The organism is Pseudomonas capeferrum, assembly GCF_013523055.1.
Lineage (GTDB): Bacteria > Pseudomonadota > Gammaproteobacteria > Pseudomonadales > Pseudomonadaceae > Aquipseudomonas > Aquipseudomonas capeferrum_A.
Map to the genome: position 1 here is coordinate 71448 of NZ_JAAMQM010000015.1, position 20720 is coordinate 92167.

At 56.3% G+C, this 20720-nt stretch carries 17 protein-coding genes and 1 pseudogene; 12 read left to right on the forward strand and 6 right to left on the reverse strand.

Translation table 11 applies throughout. The features are described from left to right. Positions 1-7: 7 nt before the first annotated feature. Together G7009_RS17615 and G7009_RS17620 are read left to right on the forward strand one after the other, a co-directional pair. Positions 8-2542, forward strand: coding sequence for a DNA topoisomerase (locus tag G7009_RS17615; protein WP_181131299.1), 2535 nt, complete (start codon positions 8-10; stop codon positions 2540-2542). Beyond that, on the forward strand, positions 2539-4485 hold the full coding sequence (locus G7009_RS17620; protein ID WP_258197971.1) for a hypothetical protein: 1947 nt from the start codon (positions 2539-2541) through the stop codon (positions 4483-4485). The genes G7009_RS17615 and G7009_RS17620 overlap by 4 nt, the downstream gene beginning before the upstream one ends. Positions 4486-4553: 68 nt before the next feature. Here G7009_RS17620 and G7009_RS17625 read toward each other — a convergent pair whose 3' ends face one another. The 4 genes from G7009_RS17625 to G7009_RS17640 form a co-directional block, all read right to left on the reverse strand. After that, positions 4554-5525, reverse strand: coding sequence for an ExeA family protein (locus G7009_RS17625; RefSeq protein WP_069553808.1), 972 nt, complete (start codon positions 5523-5525; stop codon positions 4554-4556). Continuing rightward, a complete protein-coding gene (locus G7009_RS17630; protein WP_200600544.1) occupies positions 5515-7152 on the reverse strand; it encodes a DDE-type integrase/transposase/recombinase in 1638 nt (545 codons plus the stop codon). Before G7009_RS17630 ends, G7009_RS17625 begins: the two co-directional genes overlap by 11 nt. Before the next feature lie 4 nt (positions 7153-7156). Next, positions 7157-7732: a recombinase family protein gene (locus tag G7009_RS17635; RefSeq protein WP_069553806.1), complete on the reverse strand. Its 576-nt coding sequence runs from the start codon at positions 7730-7732 to the stop codon at positions 7157-7159. A 201-nt stretch (positions 7733-7933) separates the two neighbouring features. Continuing rightward, entirely contained in the window at positions 7934-8830 is an 897-nt protein-coding gene (locus G7009_RS17640) for a cation transporter (protein ID WP_371859254.1), read from the reverse strand. A 98-nt stretch (positions 8831-8928) separates the two neighbouring features. On the opposite strand from G7009_RS17640, the gene cadR reads away from it, so the two are divergent. The 6 genes and pseudogenes from cadR to G7009_RS17670 all read left to right on the forward strand — a co-directional run bounded on the left by cadR (position 8929) and on the right by G7009_RS17670 (position 12946). Next, positions 8929-9336, forward strand: coding sequence for a Cd(II)/Pb(II)-responsive transcriptional regulator (gene cadR / locus G7009_RS17645; RefSeq protein ID WP_069553804.1), 408 nt, complete (start codon positions 8929-8931; stop codon positions 9334-9336). 104 nt (positions 9337-9440) lie between these two features. Further along, positions 9441-9783, forward strand: a pseudogene (locus G7009_RS17650) (DUF3703 domain-containing protein). Next, positions 9780-10289, forward strand: a complete 510-nt coding sequence (lspA, locus tag G7009_RS17655) for a signal peptidase II (protein ID WP_069553803.1) — start codon at positions 9780-9782, stop codon at positions 10287-10289. The pseudogene G7009_RS17650 and the gene lspA overlap by 4 nt, the downstream one beginning before the upstream one ends. Then, positions 10289-11035 carry a helix-turn-helix transcriptional regulator gene (locus G7009_RS17660; RefSeq protein WP_069553802.1) on the forward strand — a complete coding sequence of 249 codons (747 nt, stop codon included), beginning with the start codon at positions 10289-10291 and terminating at the stop codon, positions 11033-11035. Before lspA ends, G7009_RS17660 begins: the two co-directional genes overlap by 1 nt. Positions 11036-11103: 68 nt before the next feature. Further along, positions 11104-11970 (forward strand): sterol desaturase family protein, encoded by an 867-nt coding sequence (locus G7009_RS17665; RefSeq protein WP_069553801.1) that lies wholly within the window; start codon positions 11104-11106, stop codon positions 11968-11970. A gap of 316 nt (positions 11971-12286) precedes the next feature. Then, complete coding sequence (locus G7009_RS17670) at positions 12287-12946, forward strand: hypothetical protein (RefSeq protein WP_258197972.1); 660 nt, start codon at positions 12287-12289, stop codon at positions 12944-12946. Positions 12947-13006: 60 nt separating this feature from the next. On the opposite strand, the gene G7009_RS17675 is transcribed toward G7009_RS17670, so the two are convergent. Further along, on the reverse strand, positions 13007-13462 hold the full coding sequence (locus tag G7009_RS17675; protein ID WP_181131300.1) for a hypothetical protein: 456 nt from the start codon (positions 13460-13462) through the stop codon (positions 13007-13009). Between the two features lie 114 nt (positions 13463-13576). Next, entirely contained in the window at positions 13577-14605 is a 1029-nt protein-coding gene (locus G7009_RS17680) for a DNA-binding protein (RefSeq protein WP_181131301.1), read from the reverse strand. 956 nt (positions 14606-15561) lie between these two features. On the opposite strand from G7009_RS17680, the gene G7009_RS17685 reads away from it, so the two are divergent. The 4 genes from G7009_RS17685 (at position 15562) to G7009_RS17700 (ending at position 19913) form a co-directional block, all read left to right on the forward strand. Then, a complete protein-coding gene (locus tag G7009_RS17685) occupies positions 15562-16230 on the forward strand; it encodes a hypothetical protein (protein WP_177335358.1) in 669 nt (222 codons plus the stop codon). Then, a complete protein-coding gene (locus G7009_RS17690) occupies positions 16227-17378 on the forward strand; it encodes a tyrosine-type recombinase/integrase (protein WP_181131302.1) in 1152 nt (383 codons plus the stop codon). Before G7009_RS17685 ends, G7009_RS17690 begins: the two co-directional genes overlap by 4 nt. Positions 17379-17757: 379 nt before the next feature. After that, positions 17758-18879, forward strand: coding sequence for a ParA family protein (locus G7009_RS17695; protein ID WP_023383511.1), 1122 nt, complete (start codon positions 17758-17760; stop codon positions 18877-18879). Continuing rightward, the gene (locus G7009_RS17700; RefSeq protein ID WP_060514621.1) at positions 18876-19913 is read left to right on the forward strand and encodes a ParB/RepB/Spo0J family partition protein; all 1038 of its coding nucleotides are present in this window, start codon (positions 18876-18878) and stop codon (positions 19911-19913) included. The genes G7009_RS17695 and G7009_RS17700 overlap by 4 nt, the downstream gene beginning before the upstream one ends. Positions 19914-20720 lie beyond the last annotated feature (807 nt).

Here is a 20720-nt window from a genome sequence, read left to right on the forward strand (position 1 = left end):
GTCCGCGATGGGCAAGACACTGATCATCACTGAAAAAGCAACCGTAGCGGTCTCTATCGCGCAAGCGGTCGGAGGCTTCAGTAAAGTGGAAACATGGCTTGAGAGCGAGAATGCAATTCTCGCCCCCGCGGCCGGCCACCTGGTTGAAATCCACTCCGAGGAAATGGCCAAGGCCGGGCGGGACATCGGCAATTTGCCTGTAATCCCAGATCAATTCGACCTCAGGGTTATCGAGCCGAAAGCGAAGTTCTACAACGTACTGCAACGCCTGATGCGCCGCCCGGACGTCACCGCTGTTGCGAACGCATGCGACGCAGGACGGGAAGGCGAGTTGATTTTTCGGCTCATATACAAAATGGCTGGATGCACCAAGCCAATGCTCCGGATGTGGATGAGATCGATGGTCGATGACGCCATCCGGCAGGCATACAAGAACATGCAGCCAGGCGCAGAATTCGACAACCTCGCCATGGCAGCTGAGATCAGAAGCGAAGGCGACTTCATTGTCGGCATCAACGCGAGTCGGGGCATCTCCCGCCTCTATGAGCGAGAGACCGCAAAAGCCGAGATATTCCCGCTTGGCCGCGTGCAAACCCCGACGCTGTCTTTGGTTTGTGCTCTGGAGCTGGCTATTTTGACCTTCCGGCCGGTTCCCTATTGGGAGGTCCATGGGAGCTTTGGGGTTGCGGCTGGAAAATACACCGGTAAGTGGTTGGCACCACAGACGTCCGAGGCCAAAGGCGGCTACCAGCACCGGGTCATGGATCGAGCAAAGGCCGATGCGCTGATCAGCAAGTGCTCTGGGGTAGCTCCGAGCAGTGTTGTGGATGAGGTCAAGCCAGCCCAGACAGGCCCCGGGAAGCTGTACGACCTCACCTCGCTACAGCGTGAGGCCAACCGCAAGCTTGGGTTTTCTGCAGCTTACACACTGGAGATTGCCCAGAAGCTTTACCTGGAGCTCAGCCTCACCACCTACCCGCGAACTGACTCTGCTTACCTACCCGATGACGCTATTAGCGACACGAAAAAGGTCATGGGGATGTTTGGTGGTACCCCATATGAAGATCACGCGCAGCGCGTGCTCGATGAAGGTTGGGTCCGGCCCAACAAGAAGATTTTCGACTCGACGAAGGTGTCGGACCACTTCGCTATCATTCCAACCGGAAAGCGAGCTGGGGACCTTGAGCCGGACGTTCAGAAAATCTACGACATGATCGTCAAACGCTTTCTTGCCGTGTTTCATCCAGCAGCAGAGTATTCGGTTACGGTCCGGCTTACCACGGTGGCTGACGAAATCTTCAGGTCGACTGGTCGTGTGCTTGTGTCCCCAGGTTGGATGGTGGTTTACGGGGCAGGGATCGTCGAGGACGCAACCGATCGAGATGGTGATTCCGACGACAAGAAGGAGCTCGCACGGTACGTCAAAGGTGAAACAGTCACTCCTCAGGGCATCGAGCTGAAGATGCTCAAAACCAAGCCTCCAGAACGGTACACCGAGGATACGTTGCTGGGCGCGATGGAGACGGCAGGGCGCCTGGTAGAGGAGGAGGACCTTCGTGAGGCGATGAAAGAGCGGGGGCTAGGAACACCGGTCACGCGCTCTGCAATGATCGAATCGCTCCAATCCACCAAGGACGGTGCCGGCCGAAAGAAAGAACCCTATCTCATCCAGCAGAAGAAGTACTTCGCTCCTAGTGCGAAGGGGATGACTGTCTACCGCTTCCTGGTCGACAACGGCATCGATGCTCTCACGTCGCCAGTCCTCACCGGGGAATGGGAGCACAAGCTCCGTCAGATGGAAAAGGGCGCATACAACCGAGATGTATTCAAGTCCGAGCTTGCAGACCTGACGACAGGGATCCTCGACACCATCAAAAACAAATATGCAGGTGTCCAGGTCAAGAAGCTGGTTGCCCCTTGTCCCACCTGCGGCGGTGCAATTGAGATCCAGGCCCGAACGTTCATGTGCGAGCGCCAGTGTGGCTTTTCTATATGGCGAGAGATTGCCAGTCGCATGTTGAAGGTATCGGAAGCCGAAACTTTGCTCCGCGACAAGGTGGTGCTTGGGCTCAAGGGCTTTGTCAATCCAAAGAAATCGACCAAGTTCGAGGCCGGCCTGAAGCTGCTCGACACCGGGAAGGTAGAGTTTTACTTCGACCCCACCGCGAACACCCGAGACTCCAAAGGGAATGTCGTGTCCTGCCCGAAATGCCAAGGAGGCATGCGCAAAATCAAAGTCGCCAAAGGGCACTTCTGGGCCTGCGTCGATCGAGAACAGTGCAATCACACCATGAACGATCGGGACGGCGATCCAGTTGAGCGGCCAAAGTCATTTCCATGCGACCTCTGCGGCAAACCCATGTACCTGCGAAACGCCGGCAAGTCGCCTTTCTGGGGGTGCAGTGGCTTCGTTAAAGGGGGCGGAGGGTGCTCTCAAACCTTGAAGGACAATAACGGCACCCCGGTACCTAAGGACCAACAAGCCAGCTCTGACGGAGCGCCGTTACCAACGATCCAGAAAGAGAGCGGAGCTTTCCTTTGAACGCCAACAACAAGGTCATTCGCGCCACTGCCATCGTGTTCGGTTTCTGGTGGCTGTTACTCACTGCCCGGGCCTTTGGCGGTTCTCCGATGGAGTTCTTAGAGAGCTGGCCGCTGGTGGGCTACAACATCTCACACTGGATCCTGGGAGTTGTTTCCGGCCTGTTCATCGGCGTCTGGTTTATCTGGTTCACCAGGTTGTCAGCACTGAACAAGCTATACGCCGGCAAGAAAGGAAACATCCTCAACGGCGCCCGATCTACGCTCGGCAAGGTTCCTATGCCCACCTCGGCGCTACCTCGCATCGAGGCACCGTCAAAACGTCTACCCATCAACAGTAAAAAAGTGCTGACTTGGGTTGCTGCCAATGAGAAAAAGTGGCCAGCCCATGTAGCGTTTTTTTGGGCCATTTGGGATACCTATTCCGCACATGCGGACTTCCCCGCATCTCATCGCAAGGGGGGACACGGTAATCGCCGGCTTTGGGAGCACTGTCTGGCCGTGGCAGACACCGCACTGGAGGATGCTGGCGCTTACGTGTTCGATGGAGTTTATGTAAAGGCCCGAGGCAAGCCCAAATTCAAAATCATCGATCTGAAGAACAAGGAATACCGGTTTGACGCCACCGATCCGCTGATCCCCATTCTGGGCCTAGCGCACGACATCGGTAAGCTGGAGGCCTATGAGCTTCTACCAGACGGCAGTGTTATGACACAGGAGGAGGGTGGAGCGCTCACCCCGCAGGATGACAACCGCATCTCCCACGATGCGCTGGGTGCGAGAATTCTTGCTCGCTTCCCGGAATACTGGGCCCTGCCTGCACGCGATCGACAAGCCGTGAACCTGGTCATCGCTCATTACCACCACCCAAGTGACTTCCCTGTTGACCGCAATGGACTCAGCTTGGATGACCGCATGACAGCCCTCATGGAGTTTTTAATCCTCGCGGACAAGAAGACCGGCATGGCCGAGTCGTGCATCACTGAGACGTTGAGTGATCACGAGATCTCTGAGGACGAGTCCAACGCCATTTATCACAGCTTCGTCGAGATCATGACGGAGTACGGCAGAGTTAACGGCACCGGTGACCAGGCCAAAGATTCCACGCTGAAAATTGCTCAGAAACACGATGGACTTATCGTCATCCGGGAAAAGGAGCTTCGATCTCTCATCTTGGCAAAAATGGGTTGGTCGTTGGAGGAGGGTGATGGCCGGTACCGAATGACCCTCAACCTGATGACGACGCTCCAGGAGAAGGGGCTGCTGTACTCAAGACATAATCACGCCGATATGAGCCGGTTTTTGCCGATGTACTCGGTATCGTTGCGCAACGCACAAACGGGAGCTCACCTGACTACCTGGGAACCTTGCATCATTGTCGTGCCAGTTGCCACCACTCCCGAGCTTGCGGGCCTCAGTGGACTACCCAGTATGGGTACAAAGCTGGATATCGAGCGCCCATTGTTCACTCACAATTTGGGAATCACTGAAGCAGATGCGCTTCGGGAGATCGTTGCCCGTGGATTCAGCGCTGAGATCGCCGCGAAGATGAACATCGCCGGCAAGCAAGAAGAGAAGCCAAAGCCGAAGCCACAACCTGCACCTGCACCTGCACCTGCACCTGCACCTGCACCTGCACCTGCACCTGCACCTCAAGCTCGGCCTGATGAAGGGATTAGTCAACCCGCAGCTGATACCGCGAGCGTCCCACAACCGAATGCTCCAACAATCGACTCAACCGAACACTCAACATCTGCGCTGGTCGGCGCCGCAAGCAGTGAGTCCGAGCACAGTGACGATCCAGGAACGCAACTCGGTATGTCCGCTGAATCGCTAGCTGTAACGACCTGCAAACGAAAACACCCCGACCTGCAATCGACACCGATTTTGGCCAGAGTTAACTGCGACTGTCCGAACTCGCAAACCAGCATTACCTGCGAATGAACCTGCATTGATCCGCGCCGACCTGCATTCCAGCACTACCAACCAGCATTAATTGCAAATGACGGGGCTCAGATCGGCAGGCCCGCTGCTAGCATCTTGTCGCGCAAATCGGCTGCGCGTGTTGGGTCGAGCGTGTTGCTGAACAACGCCTTGATTTCGGTGGGTCTGGCGTCGAACTGCTCCACCAGATCCTTGATGCGGTAACCGTGGCGAGTGAGCGTCGGTTCCAAGTCATCCAGTTGGCGCGACAGCACCGATTGCACGAGTTCCGCCGACACGGGTTTCTCGCCGGTCAAGTAGCCGGCTTCCAAGGCCAGACTGAGGTGCAGTTGGATTTGCAGCGGTGTGCGCAGCTTGGTGGCCAGCAGATCGATGGCGTCCTCGGTCAGAATCGACTCGGGTTCGACCTTTCCCTCCGTGCAGGTTTCCAGCAACCAGTGAATGTATTCCCGCTGGCTGCCGGTGATGCCGTCGAGCGAGAAGATGTCGGTGCGGTAGCCGATTTCCTCCATCGTTGGTCGGCGCAGGTCATTACGCAGTTTGGGGTGTCCGGCGAGCACGATCGATAGCCGCCCGTCACCGTCCTCGACCAACTCCATCAGGCGTTTCAGGCCGGTCAGGGTGTGGCCGTTGAGGTCATGGGCCTCATCGACAAACAGGGCCACCGGACGTTTGTTCTTCCTCACCAGTTCGCGCAGGTCACGCTCACGTTTCTCGCCTTGGGTGGGGATGCGTACCTGCTTCTCGGTGGAGAGGTCATAGAACAGCGCGGCGATGAAGGTGGCCAGCTTGATGCTGTGCTTCTCTATGGCCAGCGACTTGGATACCGTGATCTTCCTTTCCTCCTCCATCGCCTGCTGAAGCCGGCGCAACATCACGGTCTTGCCGCTGCCGATGACGCCGCACAGGGCAATCAGCCGCCCTTCGAAGATCGCCCCCTTGATGTCCTTGATCAACTGCTGATGGTGGCCGGTTTCAAAGTAGCCTGCCTGGTTCAGTGGTAACGCCAGTCCGTAGTGCAGCATCACTTCAGCCCGCATGTTCTTCTCCTGCTTTCGTGTGGCGGAAGTAGCCCCGCACGCGCTCCAACACGATGCGGCGTGTCAGGGTTTCGCTCAGCACCTGGTGGATGAAGGTTTGATCGTCGGCGGAGAGCTTAGCCAATGGCTGCGCCAGGTCATCGGCAATAGCCAACTTGGCGGCGATGGCGTTGGGAAACCGATATTCGTGCGCCTCGGCATCGAAGGGTTGGCGCGGCAATACCATGGGCGTCGCGGGAGGCGTCAACCGCACGTCATCGCCGGCCAATGCGGCGATAGGCAGGCCAAGCTGGTCGGCCAGCGAGCGGATTCGATCGGAGCGCTCATCCGCCTTGCCGCGTTTGAAGGCGCGGTAACGATGCAGGGGAATGGGGCCAGAGACGGGGTAGTAAGGTCCGAAACGCTCTCCCTCGAATTCAGCATAGAGTTCGTCATCGAACAAGCCCCAGAGCAACAGCACGGTTTCGCCCGCCATGTCGGGCTCTACCTCGTAGGCCGTGCCGTCGATGGTGACGCGGGCATCGACGCCGACCTTGCGTCGTTCCGGCTCGCGGGCGAAGCGGCAGAACTGTTCCCAGGTGCACATTTCGCGCAGGCCCTCAACGGGCAAGTTGGCCAGCCAGTCCTCAATCCGCGAATGCGGCTCGGAGCGATGCCGCTGAAGGTTGTAGGTGCGCACCAGGTAACGCAGCAGCCACTCATTGGCCTGCGCTTCGGTTTCCGGCTTGTGGAAGTGATACAGCGTCTCGTGGGCTTCCTTCACTGTGCGGAAGGGGCGCTCCACTTTGCCTTTCGAGCGCGCCGTGGTGCGGGTGCCATCCTTGCCGGCCGGGATGTGTGTCTGCCATTCGATGTCCAGCGCCTGCATGACGTTCTGGAAGACCCGGCGCTTGGCCACTGGGCCGTTGTCCAGGTAAATCATCTTGGGGCGGCCTTGTAAGGGAAAGGTCGGATCGACCTTCGGTGCCATGGCGTTGAACAGGAAGCGCAGCGCTGACTCCGCGTCCTCGCCGTATACGCAGTGGTATTCCTGATAGGCCACCCCGCTGCGATCATCCACCACGCTGAACAACATCAGCGTCGGCATGCCCCTAGCCGGATCGATCCAGACCGGCTTATCGATGTGCTTGAGGTCGGAGGGCGACAGGTCGAATTGCCAACAGTCGTTACTGTGCGCCGCTTGAAAGCGGATGGCCGGTGGTTGCCGCAACAGCCGAGACTGGTCCAGGTGCCAGCGGCTTAAGTACTCGTTCACCGTGCTGCGGGTCAGAACCCCTTGGGGCGCCTTGACCAAGCCTTGCTCGGTTTCCACCCCATAGCCCTCCAGCAGATCGATGGCACGGCGGGTAGATAGGTGCCGCCCTTGTTTGTTGGTGGTGCGCAGTTTCAGCGCGGCAATTAGCTCGCAGTAGCGCTCTAGCTCGGCCTGCTGCAATACCCGCGGCTTACCATGGTCGGCGCGGTGAGCCGTGTGGGGTTTATGGATGAGGTTCAGCGCCCGGTATACGGTACTTGGGGACACGCCGTACAACTCGGCTATCGCGGCCACCTGAACAATCCGTTCCGGGCTTTTCTTGGGTAGGCGGTCGAGCCGCTGCCGCAACTGCATCAGCGAATCGGTCGGAATGGTTTTACGCCGCCCGCTGGGCATTGCGTTCGGCCTCGGTGAGGTAGTTGTAGAGCGTCGAACGGCCGATACCCATCATCCGGCAGATTTCCGCCACGGTATGTTGCCGCTCGTGGTAGAGGCGCAGGGCCAATTTCTGCTTTGCCGGATCGAGCCGTTTCTTGCGACCGCCCTTACGGCCGCGAGCCCGTGCAGCGGACAACCCGGCTTGGGTGCGCTCGCGGATTAGGTTGCGCTCGAACTCGGCCAAGGCGCCGAACAGGTGAAACACCAGGCGGCCACCAATCGAGGCGGTGTCGATGTTTTCCTGCAAGCTGCGCAAGCCGACGCCGGCGGAGTCCAATTGCTCAACCAGCCGGATCAGGTCCTTCAGCGAGCGGCCGAGGCGATCCAGGCGCCAAATCACCACGGTGTCGTCACGGCGTAGCGTGGCCAGCAAAGCGGTCAAACCAACCCGCTCAGCCTTGGCGCCGCTGGCGGTATCCTCGAACACGCGCTCGCAGCCGGCCGTTGCCAGCGCATCACGTTGCAGATCGAGGAGTTGATCGTCGGTCGAGACGCGGGCGTATCCAATCAACATGGCGTTGTCCAACTATTCAGCGATAGCTCAGTGTAGTCGGATACTGAAAGATGGAAGCTATAGTTGGATGCCAGCGACGCGGGTTGCTTGAGAATTTCCAGCTCGGGGTGTGTAGTCCAACAAACGAAGGTTTGTTGGACTATGCGTACCATTGGTGTTTGAAAGCGTGAATCCATCGCAATGGAATACAGGTTCGGTTGGTCAGGCTTTCAATGCCAGGATTCGGCGCGCACCGTTCAGCACGATGAGGCCAACGACCGTGCCAATCACCAAATCTGGGTAGGGAGAACCTGTCCATGCAACCAAAGCACCTGCGACGATAACGCCAAGGTTCGCGAGCACATCGTTGGCCGAAAAAATCCAACTCGCTTTCATGTGTGCACCACCTTCGCGGTGGCCATAGATCATCAAGAGACAGCTGACGTTGGCAATCAGTGCGACTAAGCCAATCCCCATCATCAACATCGACTCAGGTTCGCTGCCGTAGAGAAAGCGTCTAGCCACTTCCACCAGTACACCCAGAGCCAACACGATCTGAAAGAAACCCGCCAGGTGCGCAGCGCGAACCTGCAGCCGTGCACCCCGGCCGACCGCAAAGAGAGCCAGGCCATAGACGGCAGCATCAGCAAACATGTCCAGCGAGTCGGCAATCAGGCCCGTCGACTGGGCGATCAAGCCTGCGCCCATCTCGATGACAAACATCGCGGCATTGATACCGAGCAGGATTTTGAGCGTGCTGGCCTCCTTGGAAGCAGTCAGCTCTTCACTGGCGCTATTGGCCGAAGCTGCTTCCTGACTGGCCGGTTGAGTACCCAGCAACGTTGCCCCCAGGCCAAGTGACTCCAGCTTGGTCGCGATCTGGTCAACCGGACCGTCATGGAAAGCGCGTACCTGTCTGCTGGTCAGATCAAAGGACAACGAATTGAGCTCAGGCAAGCCATTCAGCGCGAGCCGAATCATTCGTTCTTCTGAAGGGCAATCCATCTTGGGCACAGAAAAACTGCTGACCCATGTTCCTTCATTCGACGACGCGGTTGCCGCTTCAGTGGTTGCCGACACTGGGCCACAGCCACAGGATTTCTCACAAGAACTCATGATCCGTTGCTCCTATTGGACTTGATTCTGCCGATTGAAAACCATATAGCAGGTATAGGGTCAAGCATGGATATACTGGCTTTTTTACCAAGGGGCAGATAATGCGCATTGGCCAACTTGCACAGCTGGCGGGGGTGGACATTCAGACGATCCGTTTTTATGAACGCCAGGGACTGCTTCCCCCTCCTAACCGCCAGGACAACGGCTATCGAACCTATAAAGCAGACCATGCGGAAAGACTGCTGTTCATTCGCCGATGCCGCTCTTTTGGCATGTCACTGGAAGAAATTGGTGTTTTGCAGAGCTATCAGGAACAGCCGCAGCAACCCTGCACGGCGATCAATGCGCTCCTTGATACACATATCACCCAGGTAAGGGCTCAGATCGCATCCCTGCACGCCCTCGAAAACCAGTTGGTGACGTTGCGGAGCTGCTGCGATAACGAACGACAAAGCCTGGACTGCGGAATACTTTCGGGCCTGCTGGAGGGCGACAAAACTCTTTCGTAATTCACGGCTTAAAGTCATTTTCGCGGCGCCTCAATCCATAGCGCTTGACCCTATAGCGGCTATAGGGTGTTCACTTGCCCATCTGCTGCGTAAGTGAGATCCAGATGAATACCGCCCTTCGCATTGCCATCGATGAGGCCTTCTTTCGGGCAAGGAAAGCACTCGATGCGCCAACCGAGGCTTTCCCTTGGCTGGAACGAGTCCACCATTTTGAGCCAGCGACTGCCTGTTCTTCATGCTCAGAGTCATTGGCTGATGCTGAGGGCTGGCTGGCAGTTGCGCGACTTTCGGGAGATGCTCAGCCAAATACCGCGAATCATGGCGGCCCTGCTGTTCTCAAAGATCTGGGTGCCGCTCGGTAACACCGGGCGCGCCAGGGTCAGTGCTTTCGCGCCAATGCCCCTCTCACAGGAGTTGCAGCGACTTCTTGAAGGAGAGACGCGATGAGTTCGTCTCCTAAAAGGTCGCCTTTCGTTGCTCCATGGTTTTGGTGGACGCTATCGCTGGGCATTGCCTCGGCCGATCAAGCGTTCAAGACTGCAACTGAGGGCTCACTCCCAGTTGGCACCGTAATTCCTCTCGCCCCGTTCTTCAATCTGGTTCATTTCTGGAATACCGGTGCAGCGTTCAGCTTCCTGGCTGATGCAGGTGGTTGGCAGCGTTATTTTTTCATCGTCATCGCCTTGGTCGTTTCGATGGTGCTGGCTCTGATATTGCGTAAACCCAGAGCCAACAGCGAAGCCTTGGGCTATAGCCTCATCTTGGGCGGGGCAGTTGGGAATCTGATTGATCGCGCATTTCGAGGCCATGTAATCGACTACCTGAATTTTTACTGGCAGTCCTGGCATTGGCCTGCGTTTAACTTGGCGGACATCGGCATCGTGGTCGGTGCCACCACATTGGTCCTGAGCAGTGTGCTGAGTCCAAACGCAGAACTGGACCGGGGCAGATAATGCGAAGTTCAGATGCCGGAGAAGTGGCTCGTTGGTCAGGCCATGTGTGGGTCGGCCCCGGTATCGGTGTCTTTTTCGGCTATGCCGGCCACCAGGATTGGCACCGCCATCAAGCGCATCAAATTGCAGTAGGGCTCGACGCTGCGATAACGGTTGAAGCCCCGTTGGACAGGCTGTCAGGGAATGCCATCTTCATTCCGGCAGGCTTGAAGCACCGGCTCAGTGCCGGGCATGTCCTGTCGATCTACCTGGATGTGTTGTCCGATGAGGCCCGAACCTTGCAGGTGAGTGAAACCGCGAGGCTGATGGAGATCCTCCCGGCCGACGTTGCGGCGACCGTTGAGGCTTTGAGCACATCGGGGCATTCGGCAGTCCAGTTGCGAATGCAGGTACGGCAACTGCTGCGGCTTCCTGATCCGCCGATCTGTGATCCTCGCTTGACCAGAATCACCACGGCTCTGCGTGAAGGCCAAATGGGGCGTGAGGCAATGGCTGCGTTGGTGCATTTGTCTCCCACGCGCTTTTCCCATTGGTTTGTAGAGCAAACCGGCCTGCCGTTGCGCAGCTACGTCAAATGGCTGCGCCTCACCCAAGCCCTGCAACACCTGGCCAAAGGGGTACGGTTGACCGAGGCCGCTCATGCGGCGGGCTTTTCCGACTCCGCGCATTTCTCCCGAACATTCAGAGCGCTGCTGGGCATCGATCCGTCCTCCGCCCTAGTTGAGGTCGAACTCCAAGAGTCTTAGCTCTTTCGTTCAAGTCGCACGTCGCTCTCTCCCTATACCGTGAAGGCTCTCTGCACAGGAGCTGAGTGATGCCTATTTCTCTACGATTCGCCCTACGCTGGTTAAGCTACCCGCTTGTGTTTGGTGGCAGCACCGCCTTCATGGTCTGGGCCTTGTACGCTGGAGTACCGTACTGGCCCACCAAACCCTTGGTTGCCGCAGTCGGTCTATTGGCTGTCGCAGGACTAGAGCGTGTCCAGCCGTTCCGGGAGGGCTGGCTGCACGATCACCAGGACACCCTGACGGACCTGGTGCACATGCTGGTAAATCTTTCCGTCATCCAATTCACCGCCGAAATCCTGGCCAGGCTGGGCGATGCCGTGCCGGCTGCAGTTCGTCTCTTCCCAGTTGAGAGCCCACTGTGGCTGCAACTGCTGCTGGTCGCCGCCGTGCTCGATCTGAGCCTTTACGGTATGCACCGAGTCAGTCACCACGTCCCCTGGCTGTGGCGCTTTCATATGATTCACCACAGCGCCGAGCGCTTGTACTGGATGAACGGGCAGCGGCGGCACCCGCTGCATGCCGCACTCATGGCCGGCCCTGGGTTGGTGGTGTTGTTTGCATCCGGCGCACCTTCAGTAGTAGTTGCCACTTGGTTCGGTATCCTGACCGTGCATCTGGCCTTCCAGCACTCGAACCTCGATTATCGGGTGGGTTGGCTGCGGTATGTTCTCGGAGTCGCCGAGATTCATCGCTGGCATCACAAGCGCGACTTTGAGGATGCCCAGGTGAACTTTGGTGAGTTTCTGATGGTGTGGGATCGGATCTTCGGCACCTTCTACGACAGCACTGGAACGCTGGGCGACGCCAATGTCGGCTTGCGTGAGAGGGACTACCCCAAGGGTTACCTTGGTCAGTTGGCCGAACCCTTTGGGCGAGGCCGAGCACGCACATAGCGTAGGGCCTCAACGATTCCTGCAACCTGTTGACTGTGTCATTGCAAAGTGAGCGTGCTCCGATCTGCTCGAAGCAGGGCAGTCAGTGGATACTTTGGACTCAACATCGCCTACCTGTCATTTGCAGCTAATGCTGGCTGGCGGCGATGGAATGCAGGTCGGCATGGATCAATGCAGGTTCATTCGCAGTTAATGCTGGTTCGCCGGGCCGGACAGTCGCAGTTAATCCTGGCCGAAAATCGCCTTGATTGCAGGTCGGGGTGTTTTCGTTTGCAGGTCGTTACAGCTAGCGGCGCAGGATGATGATGACCCGCTGATGAGTGGTGGTGCAGATGACGACTTGCTAGAAGAGGACCTGCAGAGCTTGTCGCTCAGCTCGTTCGGCCCTGGGCAGGAGGTGGAACTGGAGGAAGATTTCCTCACCATAGTACCTGGGCACTCAGGGAGTGATGACGTCGATGATGTGGATGATGTGTTCGGCGCCTTCGCGCTCAGTGAGTCCTCGAACGTGGACACAGCCGAGCACACGGTGAATGCAACTGCAGGAAAGGAAGGGCCGGGCGCTTCGCTCATACAGACCGATGCTGATCCAGGCATACCGACGCCGGTGGCGGTAGCCATACCTGATCCTGATGCAACTCCAACTAAAAGGACTAGCCCTGCTGCCGAAGCCGCGGCGCTCAGGGCTCTTGAAGAAGCGGGCGCCAACTTCACCGCATTCGTAGCACCGAGGAAGAAAAAGCCAGGCCCTGCTGAACAGCTGGAGAGTATCCGCGCAGCAATAAAAGCGGCAGAAATACCGATCTGTGGGACAAGGGATGGATTTGATTACGTGTTGGAGTCGGACCTGATGGCCTACGACCCAAAACTGAAATTGAGCACGCTGGTTCGGGCGGAGAAGTTGCCTACTGTCGAGGCTAAGCCAGGCGTGGTAATGGTGGGCATTCCGGTGGCGCCGATGCAGCTGGACCTTTGATGAGCTGCCGGCTGTGATCATGACTCCCTGGCCGACATCAAGAAAGCCAGGGAGCCATGATCACTCGTTCATTTCAGCAAATTGCCGCTCGCTCATGTTGCTGAGCAGTTTGAAGAACTGCACCCGCGACACCTGGTTAAATTCCTTGATTTGTACCGACAGCATCACATCAGCAGCTGCGGCTTCACTCATCTGGGACGTGAAGGGAATGGGTTCAGGTGCGTAGTACACCTTACCGGGATCAGCCTTCAAAGCAGCATCCATCACTTGCTCGACTTCCGCGTAGCGGTGGGGAGAAGCGACAGTCAGAAAAACACCATCGTAAACGCTGTAATTGCCCCCAGAATCCTCGACCAATGCTGCCATCAGAGGCCAAGTATTCTCCGCACCATCGGTCCAGGAGCCACCCGATTTGGGAGTGGCGAAGAAGATAACCTTGCGAGTGGCAGCTTCTTCGAGGTGTTTGAGAATGGAGCTCAAATGAGAGCCCCTGTTGGTCATACGCGTCGCTGACATAAATTTTTTCCTCATAGAATGGGCGCACCAGGGAGGTGCATTAATACGGTAACACCATTCATCAGAAAAATTCAACAAGTACTTGACAAATTGACAAAATGTCAATTCAGCAAACTATTTACCCTCGCCAGTCGCTCCTGCCTTACCACCTCTAAAGCCTTCTAGCAGCGCAGCCTGCAGGGTGCTGTTCAGTTCACGCAGCTCCTTGTTCTGCGCCTCTAGGGCGCTCAAATTCTGCTGGGTAACCTCCAACCGACCGCGGGTCTCTGCAGCATCGTCATTGGCCTTGGAGCGCTGTACTCTTAATTGATCAGCGAGCGTCAACGCATGCTGCAGCTCCTTGCTGACCTTCTCTGTTTTGCCTCTCTCTTCATCCCGAACCCTGGCGGTCTCCATCATCAGGTGATTTTCGGTTCTCTCAAGATGCTCCTCTGCGGCAATCCGTGCAGACTCGGCCTTCACACGTGCGGATTCAGTCGCATCGTTTGCTGCTTGAACCTGCTTCTGTAGGCGCTCAAGTTCCCCACGATGCATGTCCTGGGCACGCTCAATGACGCCGTTGTGCACGTCCTGCAGGCGCTTGATCTCCTCGCCATGGGCCTGGCTTGAGGCAGTTAGTTTCTTGTTCAGATCTGCTAGCTCAGCTCGAAGCTGCCGAATATCAGCACTCGACTGTTCAAGCTGATCGGTCAAGCGCTCCTTGTCTGCGATGAGGCCGGCCAGCTCTCGGCGCTGAGCTTCAAGGGCTGACACAGCAGTCAGTTCATTCTCCCGCGATTCCTTGGCTGTCGCTTCAGCTGCAGCAGTGGCGGCCTCAAACGCCTTGCGCTCAACCTCGTGAGAGCTGGTGGCTGCGCTCAGGGCTACATCCCAGATCTCATCGAGCTTTTCGCACACGGCGTCAGGAATGCCAGGTCTGCGCAATCTGGCACTCAGCACGGGGCCAATTTCGCTCCAGAATTTCTTGATCTCCTCGTTGACCAGGTTCGGCGAGGCCTTGAGGTCGTGGTGGATGAAGATGCACTCACGGATATCTGCCTGGCGAACCTCACGCCCAGCATCGAGCAACTCTTTCGCATAACGGTGGACCAGCTCACGTGTGCCCAGGCGCTTGTCAGGTTGAACTCCGTCGGCGGTCGTCATGGCGAATCCTTAATCTGTGATGGGTGTGGCGGGATAACCCCGGCCACGGCGGCATCATTTGTAGCGCAACGCGCCGGCGCACAGCGTGCTGCAGAGGAAATCGCAGCATAGTGCGACGCCGGGTTAAAATCAATTTCTTATTGATTATCATACGATTCTTATTAAAAAATTGGGAAATTCGTGAATATCTCCGATTATCACGAGTTTTTTCAAGCAAGAAAAAACGCCCCTCCAAAAGCGCATCGCTATCAGTAGCTGGCTTTTCAAAGAGGCGTTTTTGATTACTCGTTAACCCCTATGAACAAGGGGGTTCTGGCAAATTTGCTTGCGCTGGAGATCAAGTATCAACGTCAGCCATAAATGCGAAGCCACGGCCAAAAATGCTAAAGCAAGGCAGCACCGGATCTGCGGGGCACCATAGCTGAAACGAACCATGGACACTTTCAAACCCTAGCACAGAGCGGCCGCAACCCGATCATTGCCCGATCAGCTGCAGAAAACCTGCTGTATGGGCAAAGCCTCACTGATGCTCCTGGGTCAAACGCCCAGGCAAAACCGTCTTGTTGAGCAGTCTGTGCGCCGGCGGTGATCCAGACGTCTGAGGCATGGCTGCCAACGGCGGGAAGTAATTCGTGAACTTGGAGGATGAACGCAACGGTCCAGGAATCAGTTCCGGAAACGTCCTCAGTATTACTTCCGAGGACAGAGCCCCACGGTACCTTGCTCATAAGCCGCGGCGACCACTGGGATGTACGGACCCCGAAGACGCTCCTACGTCGATTCTGATCAATTCGCAGGGGCTAACATCGCCAGATTTCACACAGGAGCACGTAAAAAATCCATCTTCTGGGCTCATCTCAGGATTCAACGGGCGCAACCAACCTGGCTCATCCAACTACTTGATTTCATCGTTAATGCCCCTAAAATCAGGGCTTTCACAACAAAAGACTTGCGCTGTGGATCAAGCCAAAAATGCAAAGATTTCTCGTGGGCTGCTGCTCTTGCGCCCTGGGAAGCTGTCCCGAGATGACTTCAAGCAACTGATCCTACATAAGGGTTGGCGCATGGCTGATGTGGCATGCCGTTGGTCAATTCGTCCAGAGCACATGAGCCGCATCGCTGCCGACGAGGACAGGGACTTCAAATGGGACGACCTGGCCCGGGCTTTACCAACGCTGAGCCCAAACGAACAGGCTGCGGTGAAAGCAGCTCGCATGGTGCTGGCGCCACCAGCCAAACGGCAACGCAAGTTCACTCAGGTACAAGAGGCACCGATCGAGGTGCCAGTAGCGGTCGCAAGCTCTGCAGCTGATGATAAGCCCTTCACTTGGAATCATGATGACGACGAAGATGACGAAGAGTTCGCAGGGGTCGCCACAGACGGCTATCGCTGGAGGCGCTACCTATCCCGCGGTGCCGAGTTGGTCGTCGACAGCGAGATCGACAACTTTGCGACGTTCGGGTCCATTCTGGTAGTGGTTGCAACACGGGAAGGTGTCGATTCGGCTGGAGGCGTACAGGAAGAGTACCAGTGCGAAGCACCATCAGGCTCGCAGCGATGGTTCGAGCCCGATGAGATTGACGACTGGCTTGTCTACAACGGCAAAACGCGAGACTTACGATGAACACGAACACTCCAGCCATACACAGAATTCCGTACCTCCAGGCCAAGTCAGAAGTTGCGCTGCTTGATCGCGAGCCTGTCGACGTCATTGACCAGGTCGATGTGATCCAGGCAGATAACGACATCGAAGCAGCTTGGATGTGGCTCCATGCCAAAGGAACGAACCCTAAGACTAAACGGGTTATGCGGAAGGAAGTGGAGCGGTTCATCCTCTGGGCATTGCACACCCTGGGTAAACAGCTCTCCCAAATAACTGTGATGGACATCACCCAGTACATCGGCTTTATGGCTGACCCACAGCCGGCTGAGGTTTGGGTATCTCATACAAAGCACAAGCGCTCTGATCCAGACTGGAGACCGTTCGCTGGACCACTTAGCAAAGCGTCGCAGCAGTACGCCCTGATCCAGATCGGCAGCATGTACAAGTGGATGATCCAGGGTGGACGCCTTAAAGCGAACCCAGTGTCGCTCGTGGCCAAGCCCCAAGTCGACGTCGACTTGACGATCAAACGGCTGCTTCCCGAGGCAGCCATAGGCTTGGCATTTGAGGCTATCGCAGCTACAAAAAGCCCACTCAAACGAGCTCGCGACCATTTCATGTTGAGCTTGTTCTACATGACCGGCGTGCGAACGTTCGAAGCGACCGGCGCTACCATGGGCAAAATCCGGCGATCTGCAAGCGGTACTCTGTGGTTGGAGGTGCTGGGCAAACGAAACAAGGTTAGAGATGTGCCGATATCCGAAGACCTCTATGAGGACTTGTTGCAGTATCGCCACGCGTTCGGGTTGTCACGTGAGGTGCCAGTGAAGGACACAACCCCCCTCCTCCTCGCCTCGAACTCAAAGCTCAAACGCGCGCATAACGACACCATTTTGAAAGCAGTCAAAGAGATCATGCATCGTGCTGCAGCCCTGGCAATAGAGCGCAGCCAGTTCGATTTGGCCGATCGACTTGAGGAGGCCTCAACGCACTGGCTCCGCCACTCGTGCTTCAGTCACCTTGCCAAAGCTACTGGTGACCTGGTGATGATCAAGGCTCTGGCTGGTCACAGCAAAATCGAAACCACCAGTCGTTACCTGCATACGGAGGACGACGCTTTGCATGCGGGTGTCGTTCAAACCCTAAGCACCCCTCGACTACACCGGTAAATCTCTCCAGGCCTCAGTGTTGTTGAATCAGTGACGGTGGCAGCCAAGGCCACCCTTCGCTGATGGCCCGGCTGCTGTGAGGGATGAAGCATCGTCCGACCATTTGAGACCAACAACTCTCATACCTGCAGTGTACGTCCTCAGCATAGAGCCCTCTCCGTTACGGACATCTGAGCGCCCTACCCTCGATATTTTTGTCGCTAAATCAGTTAATTACCCAAAATCATCTGGTTGACAGCGTTTGAACCCAGACACTACCAGATGACAGATTTCAGTAAGTGGTCTATCTCTATCAGGTAGAAATGCGTTTTTTCTTGTCTGACCGTATGGATTCGTATGAAAATGCGGTCATCCTACCTACCTGACCTCGGTAAACCACATGACTTCAGCTGCTGCGCCACTCGATCAGTACATCTTCACTGATTTCACTCAGCTAACCTTCACCCCACAATTTGTGGCTGAACGCTTGATGATCAGCACGCAGACACTCAAAGCCATCGAGAAGGAACACGACCTCAACATCGCACGTGTCGCACGCGGATCCGTAGAGGTCAGGAGCTACACGCTAGCTGACATGTTCCTGATTGCGTCGATTCGTCGTGCAAATGGGAACACTAAAGGATTTTCGAGACCAATCACCTGCTCGACTTACGTCCAAAAAGGTGGGACCGCGAAAACTACCACCACTTGCAATATCGGCATCGAGTTCGCTTTGGCAGGTTTCAAGACCCTGATCATTGACAACGATCCTCAAGCCGACGTGTCCAGCATGCTGGGCTATGACCCTGACCAGACTACCGAGGAGCTTGTAGAGCTTGGCCTTCCTGCTGACAGAGCAGTAGAGGGCCACCTCGGGAACCTGATACGTCTCGGAAACTTCCCAGAAATGACCCTGGACCAGGTGATCAAAAAACCATTTGGGGAGCACGGCCCCCACCTCATCCCAGCTTACGATTCCTTGGACGATATGGACGTTGTGCTCCGTAACGCCCAGGGTGCCGACTTCCGGTATTCACTGTTCATCGAACGAGCTCGCAAAGGTCAGCTCCCTCACTGCGACTTATCAAGCTATGATGTGATCATCATGGATAACGCACCTTCTGGAACCATGCTATCCCGGAACAGCCTGGCCGCAGCTGATTTCCTGCTGTGCCCAATCCGTATGGACAAATTCTCCTTCCGTGCGCTCTCTCGACTGGCGCACAAGATCAATGAAATGAGCACCGATTTCGGTCGGGCTCCAGAGATCGTTGCAGTTCCCACCATGTACATGCGCAACCGCCCCCGCCTACAAGCGAACCTCGCTCGCTTGTCCAGTTTGTTCCCAGGGAAGGTTACGGAACAACCGCTCTTCCACTCCGAGGACTACTCGAAAAGCCTAGAAGACGGCGTACCTCTTTCTCTCTGGAAACAAGGTGGTGAGAATTCTTTGGTCGCGTTCCGCAATGTGTTCGAGGAAATGGTTGGCCGCATCAAAACAGTCCTGGAGAAGGGTAAATGAGGAGTTCTAGCCCTATCGGCAAGCCTACTGTGATCGCGCCGGCTGAGGGCTCGGCTACCATCCAAGGCGTACATGTTCCGAAGGTCATTCCGGAAGCTAACCTCCGGCCGATGAGTGAGGTGCTCAGTTCTCTGCACCTTGATGAAGAAAGGGACATCTCAGCGGAACCGCTGGAACGAGCTCCTGTTGCTGATGCTGATCACGTGCACCAGCCGGGCTTGGATGACATTTTCTTGAGCGGCGAGCGCTTGCCAGGCGAGGCAAAGTTCTTGCTATTGACGCTCATACGCCGCGGGAAGTATCAGCCACGCCGCAAATTTGACCCCGAGAAACTTGGCCTTCTCGCGAACACGATTGAAGATAAAGGCCTCAACAACGCGATTATCGTTCGCCCTCTTGCTGACGGTACATACGAGCTCATTGCTGGTGAGCGCCGGTTCCTAGCTCATGAGCTGCTCCGCAAAGACTACATCTACGCGCTCATCCGGAATCTGTCGGATGCTGAAGCGGCGATCTTGTCGGTTACGGACAACGACGCCCGGGAAGACCTAACTGAATTCGAGCGTGGTGCAAGTTACAAGAAGCTTCTCGATGACAAGGTAGTACAGTCCCAGGCGGAGTTGTCACGCCGTGTCGGTCGAAGCATGGCCACGATCAGCCGCTGCCTTGCTTATTTCAAGCTGCCTGAGGGTGTCATTTCATTGCTGGAAGAAGATCCTGACCTGATTGGTAACAGGGTTGTCTCCGAAATGGTTGCATTGGCTGACAAGGGTCATATTGAGACAGTTCTGGCCGCAGCAAATCGAATTAAAGAAGGTGCTTCCCAGGACAGTGCAATAAACTGGGCCAAGGGTGAGGTTCGGCGCAAGACGTCACCTCAAGCTCCAATCCCACCGCGGCAGATCGACTACAAAGAGCGTACCCAGCTAGACGCTCGTATTGATGGGCGCAAGTTGATTCTCACCCCTCCCAAAGGCATTGATCCTGCAGAGGTCCTCGCATACATCGAGGAGATGCTCAAAACGCGTAGTTAATGTCCCTTCCGCCGCCGGTCCCTCCGGCGGCAAGGCTGCCCTCGCCTTTCCCTTATTAATCCACTGATATTGTTGGGTTTTTCTCAGTTTCACTGTGAAAGGCTCCGTCCTGGTTCACATCACTTCTTGTTCTCTTGCCTATTTTTCACAGTGAAAATTTTCCGTCCTGCCTCCGGCGTTTCACTGTGAAAACAAGCCGCATTCCCCATGACTACCAGGCACCAGTGCTCTCTATCCGCGCTCATTGCACGCTGCGCACTGTGCACTATGCAGTGCACACCTCACACTACTCACTGCTCACTGCTCACTGCTCACTGCGCACTGCATAGCCCTTATGCTGCATAAATCACGGGGTCATGCTTTTCACTGTGAAACGCTCAATCAGCCCTTCTTTCCCAAGCCACACCATTTCACAGCACGACGCGCTCCCGCCGATTGCCGTGGCCCTGGAGCTAAGAACGGGTCGTTTCACAGTGAAAAGGTAATCGGCTTCCAACTGATCTCTTCCTTCTCTGAGCCGTGCTCAGAAGTCTCGTTCTGCTCCTGGGATACTGACATCACCGGCGCCGCCGGCAAGTTGCATCAGCACAATGAAAGGTCGATTTTTTCCAAGCACCGATCATGGCAACTTTTCACGGTGAAAGTGCGCTCGGGCATTTCGACATGGGGACTCCTTACCAAGACAGGTGCTGCACCGGCCATTGTCTAGAAGATCCAGGCTATGCGGGGCAGCCAAGGCCGAGACCAATAACCAGTGTCAGGAATGTGCTTGTTGTGAATACCCATAGATTTCCGCCTCCCTTTTCA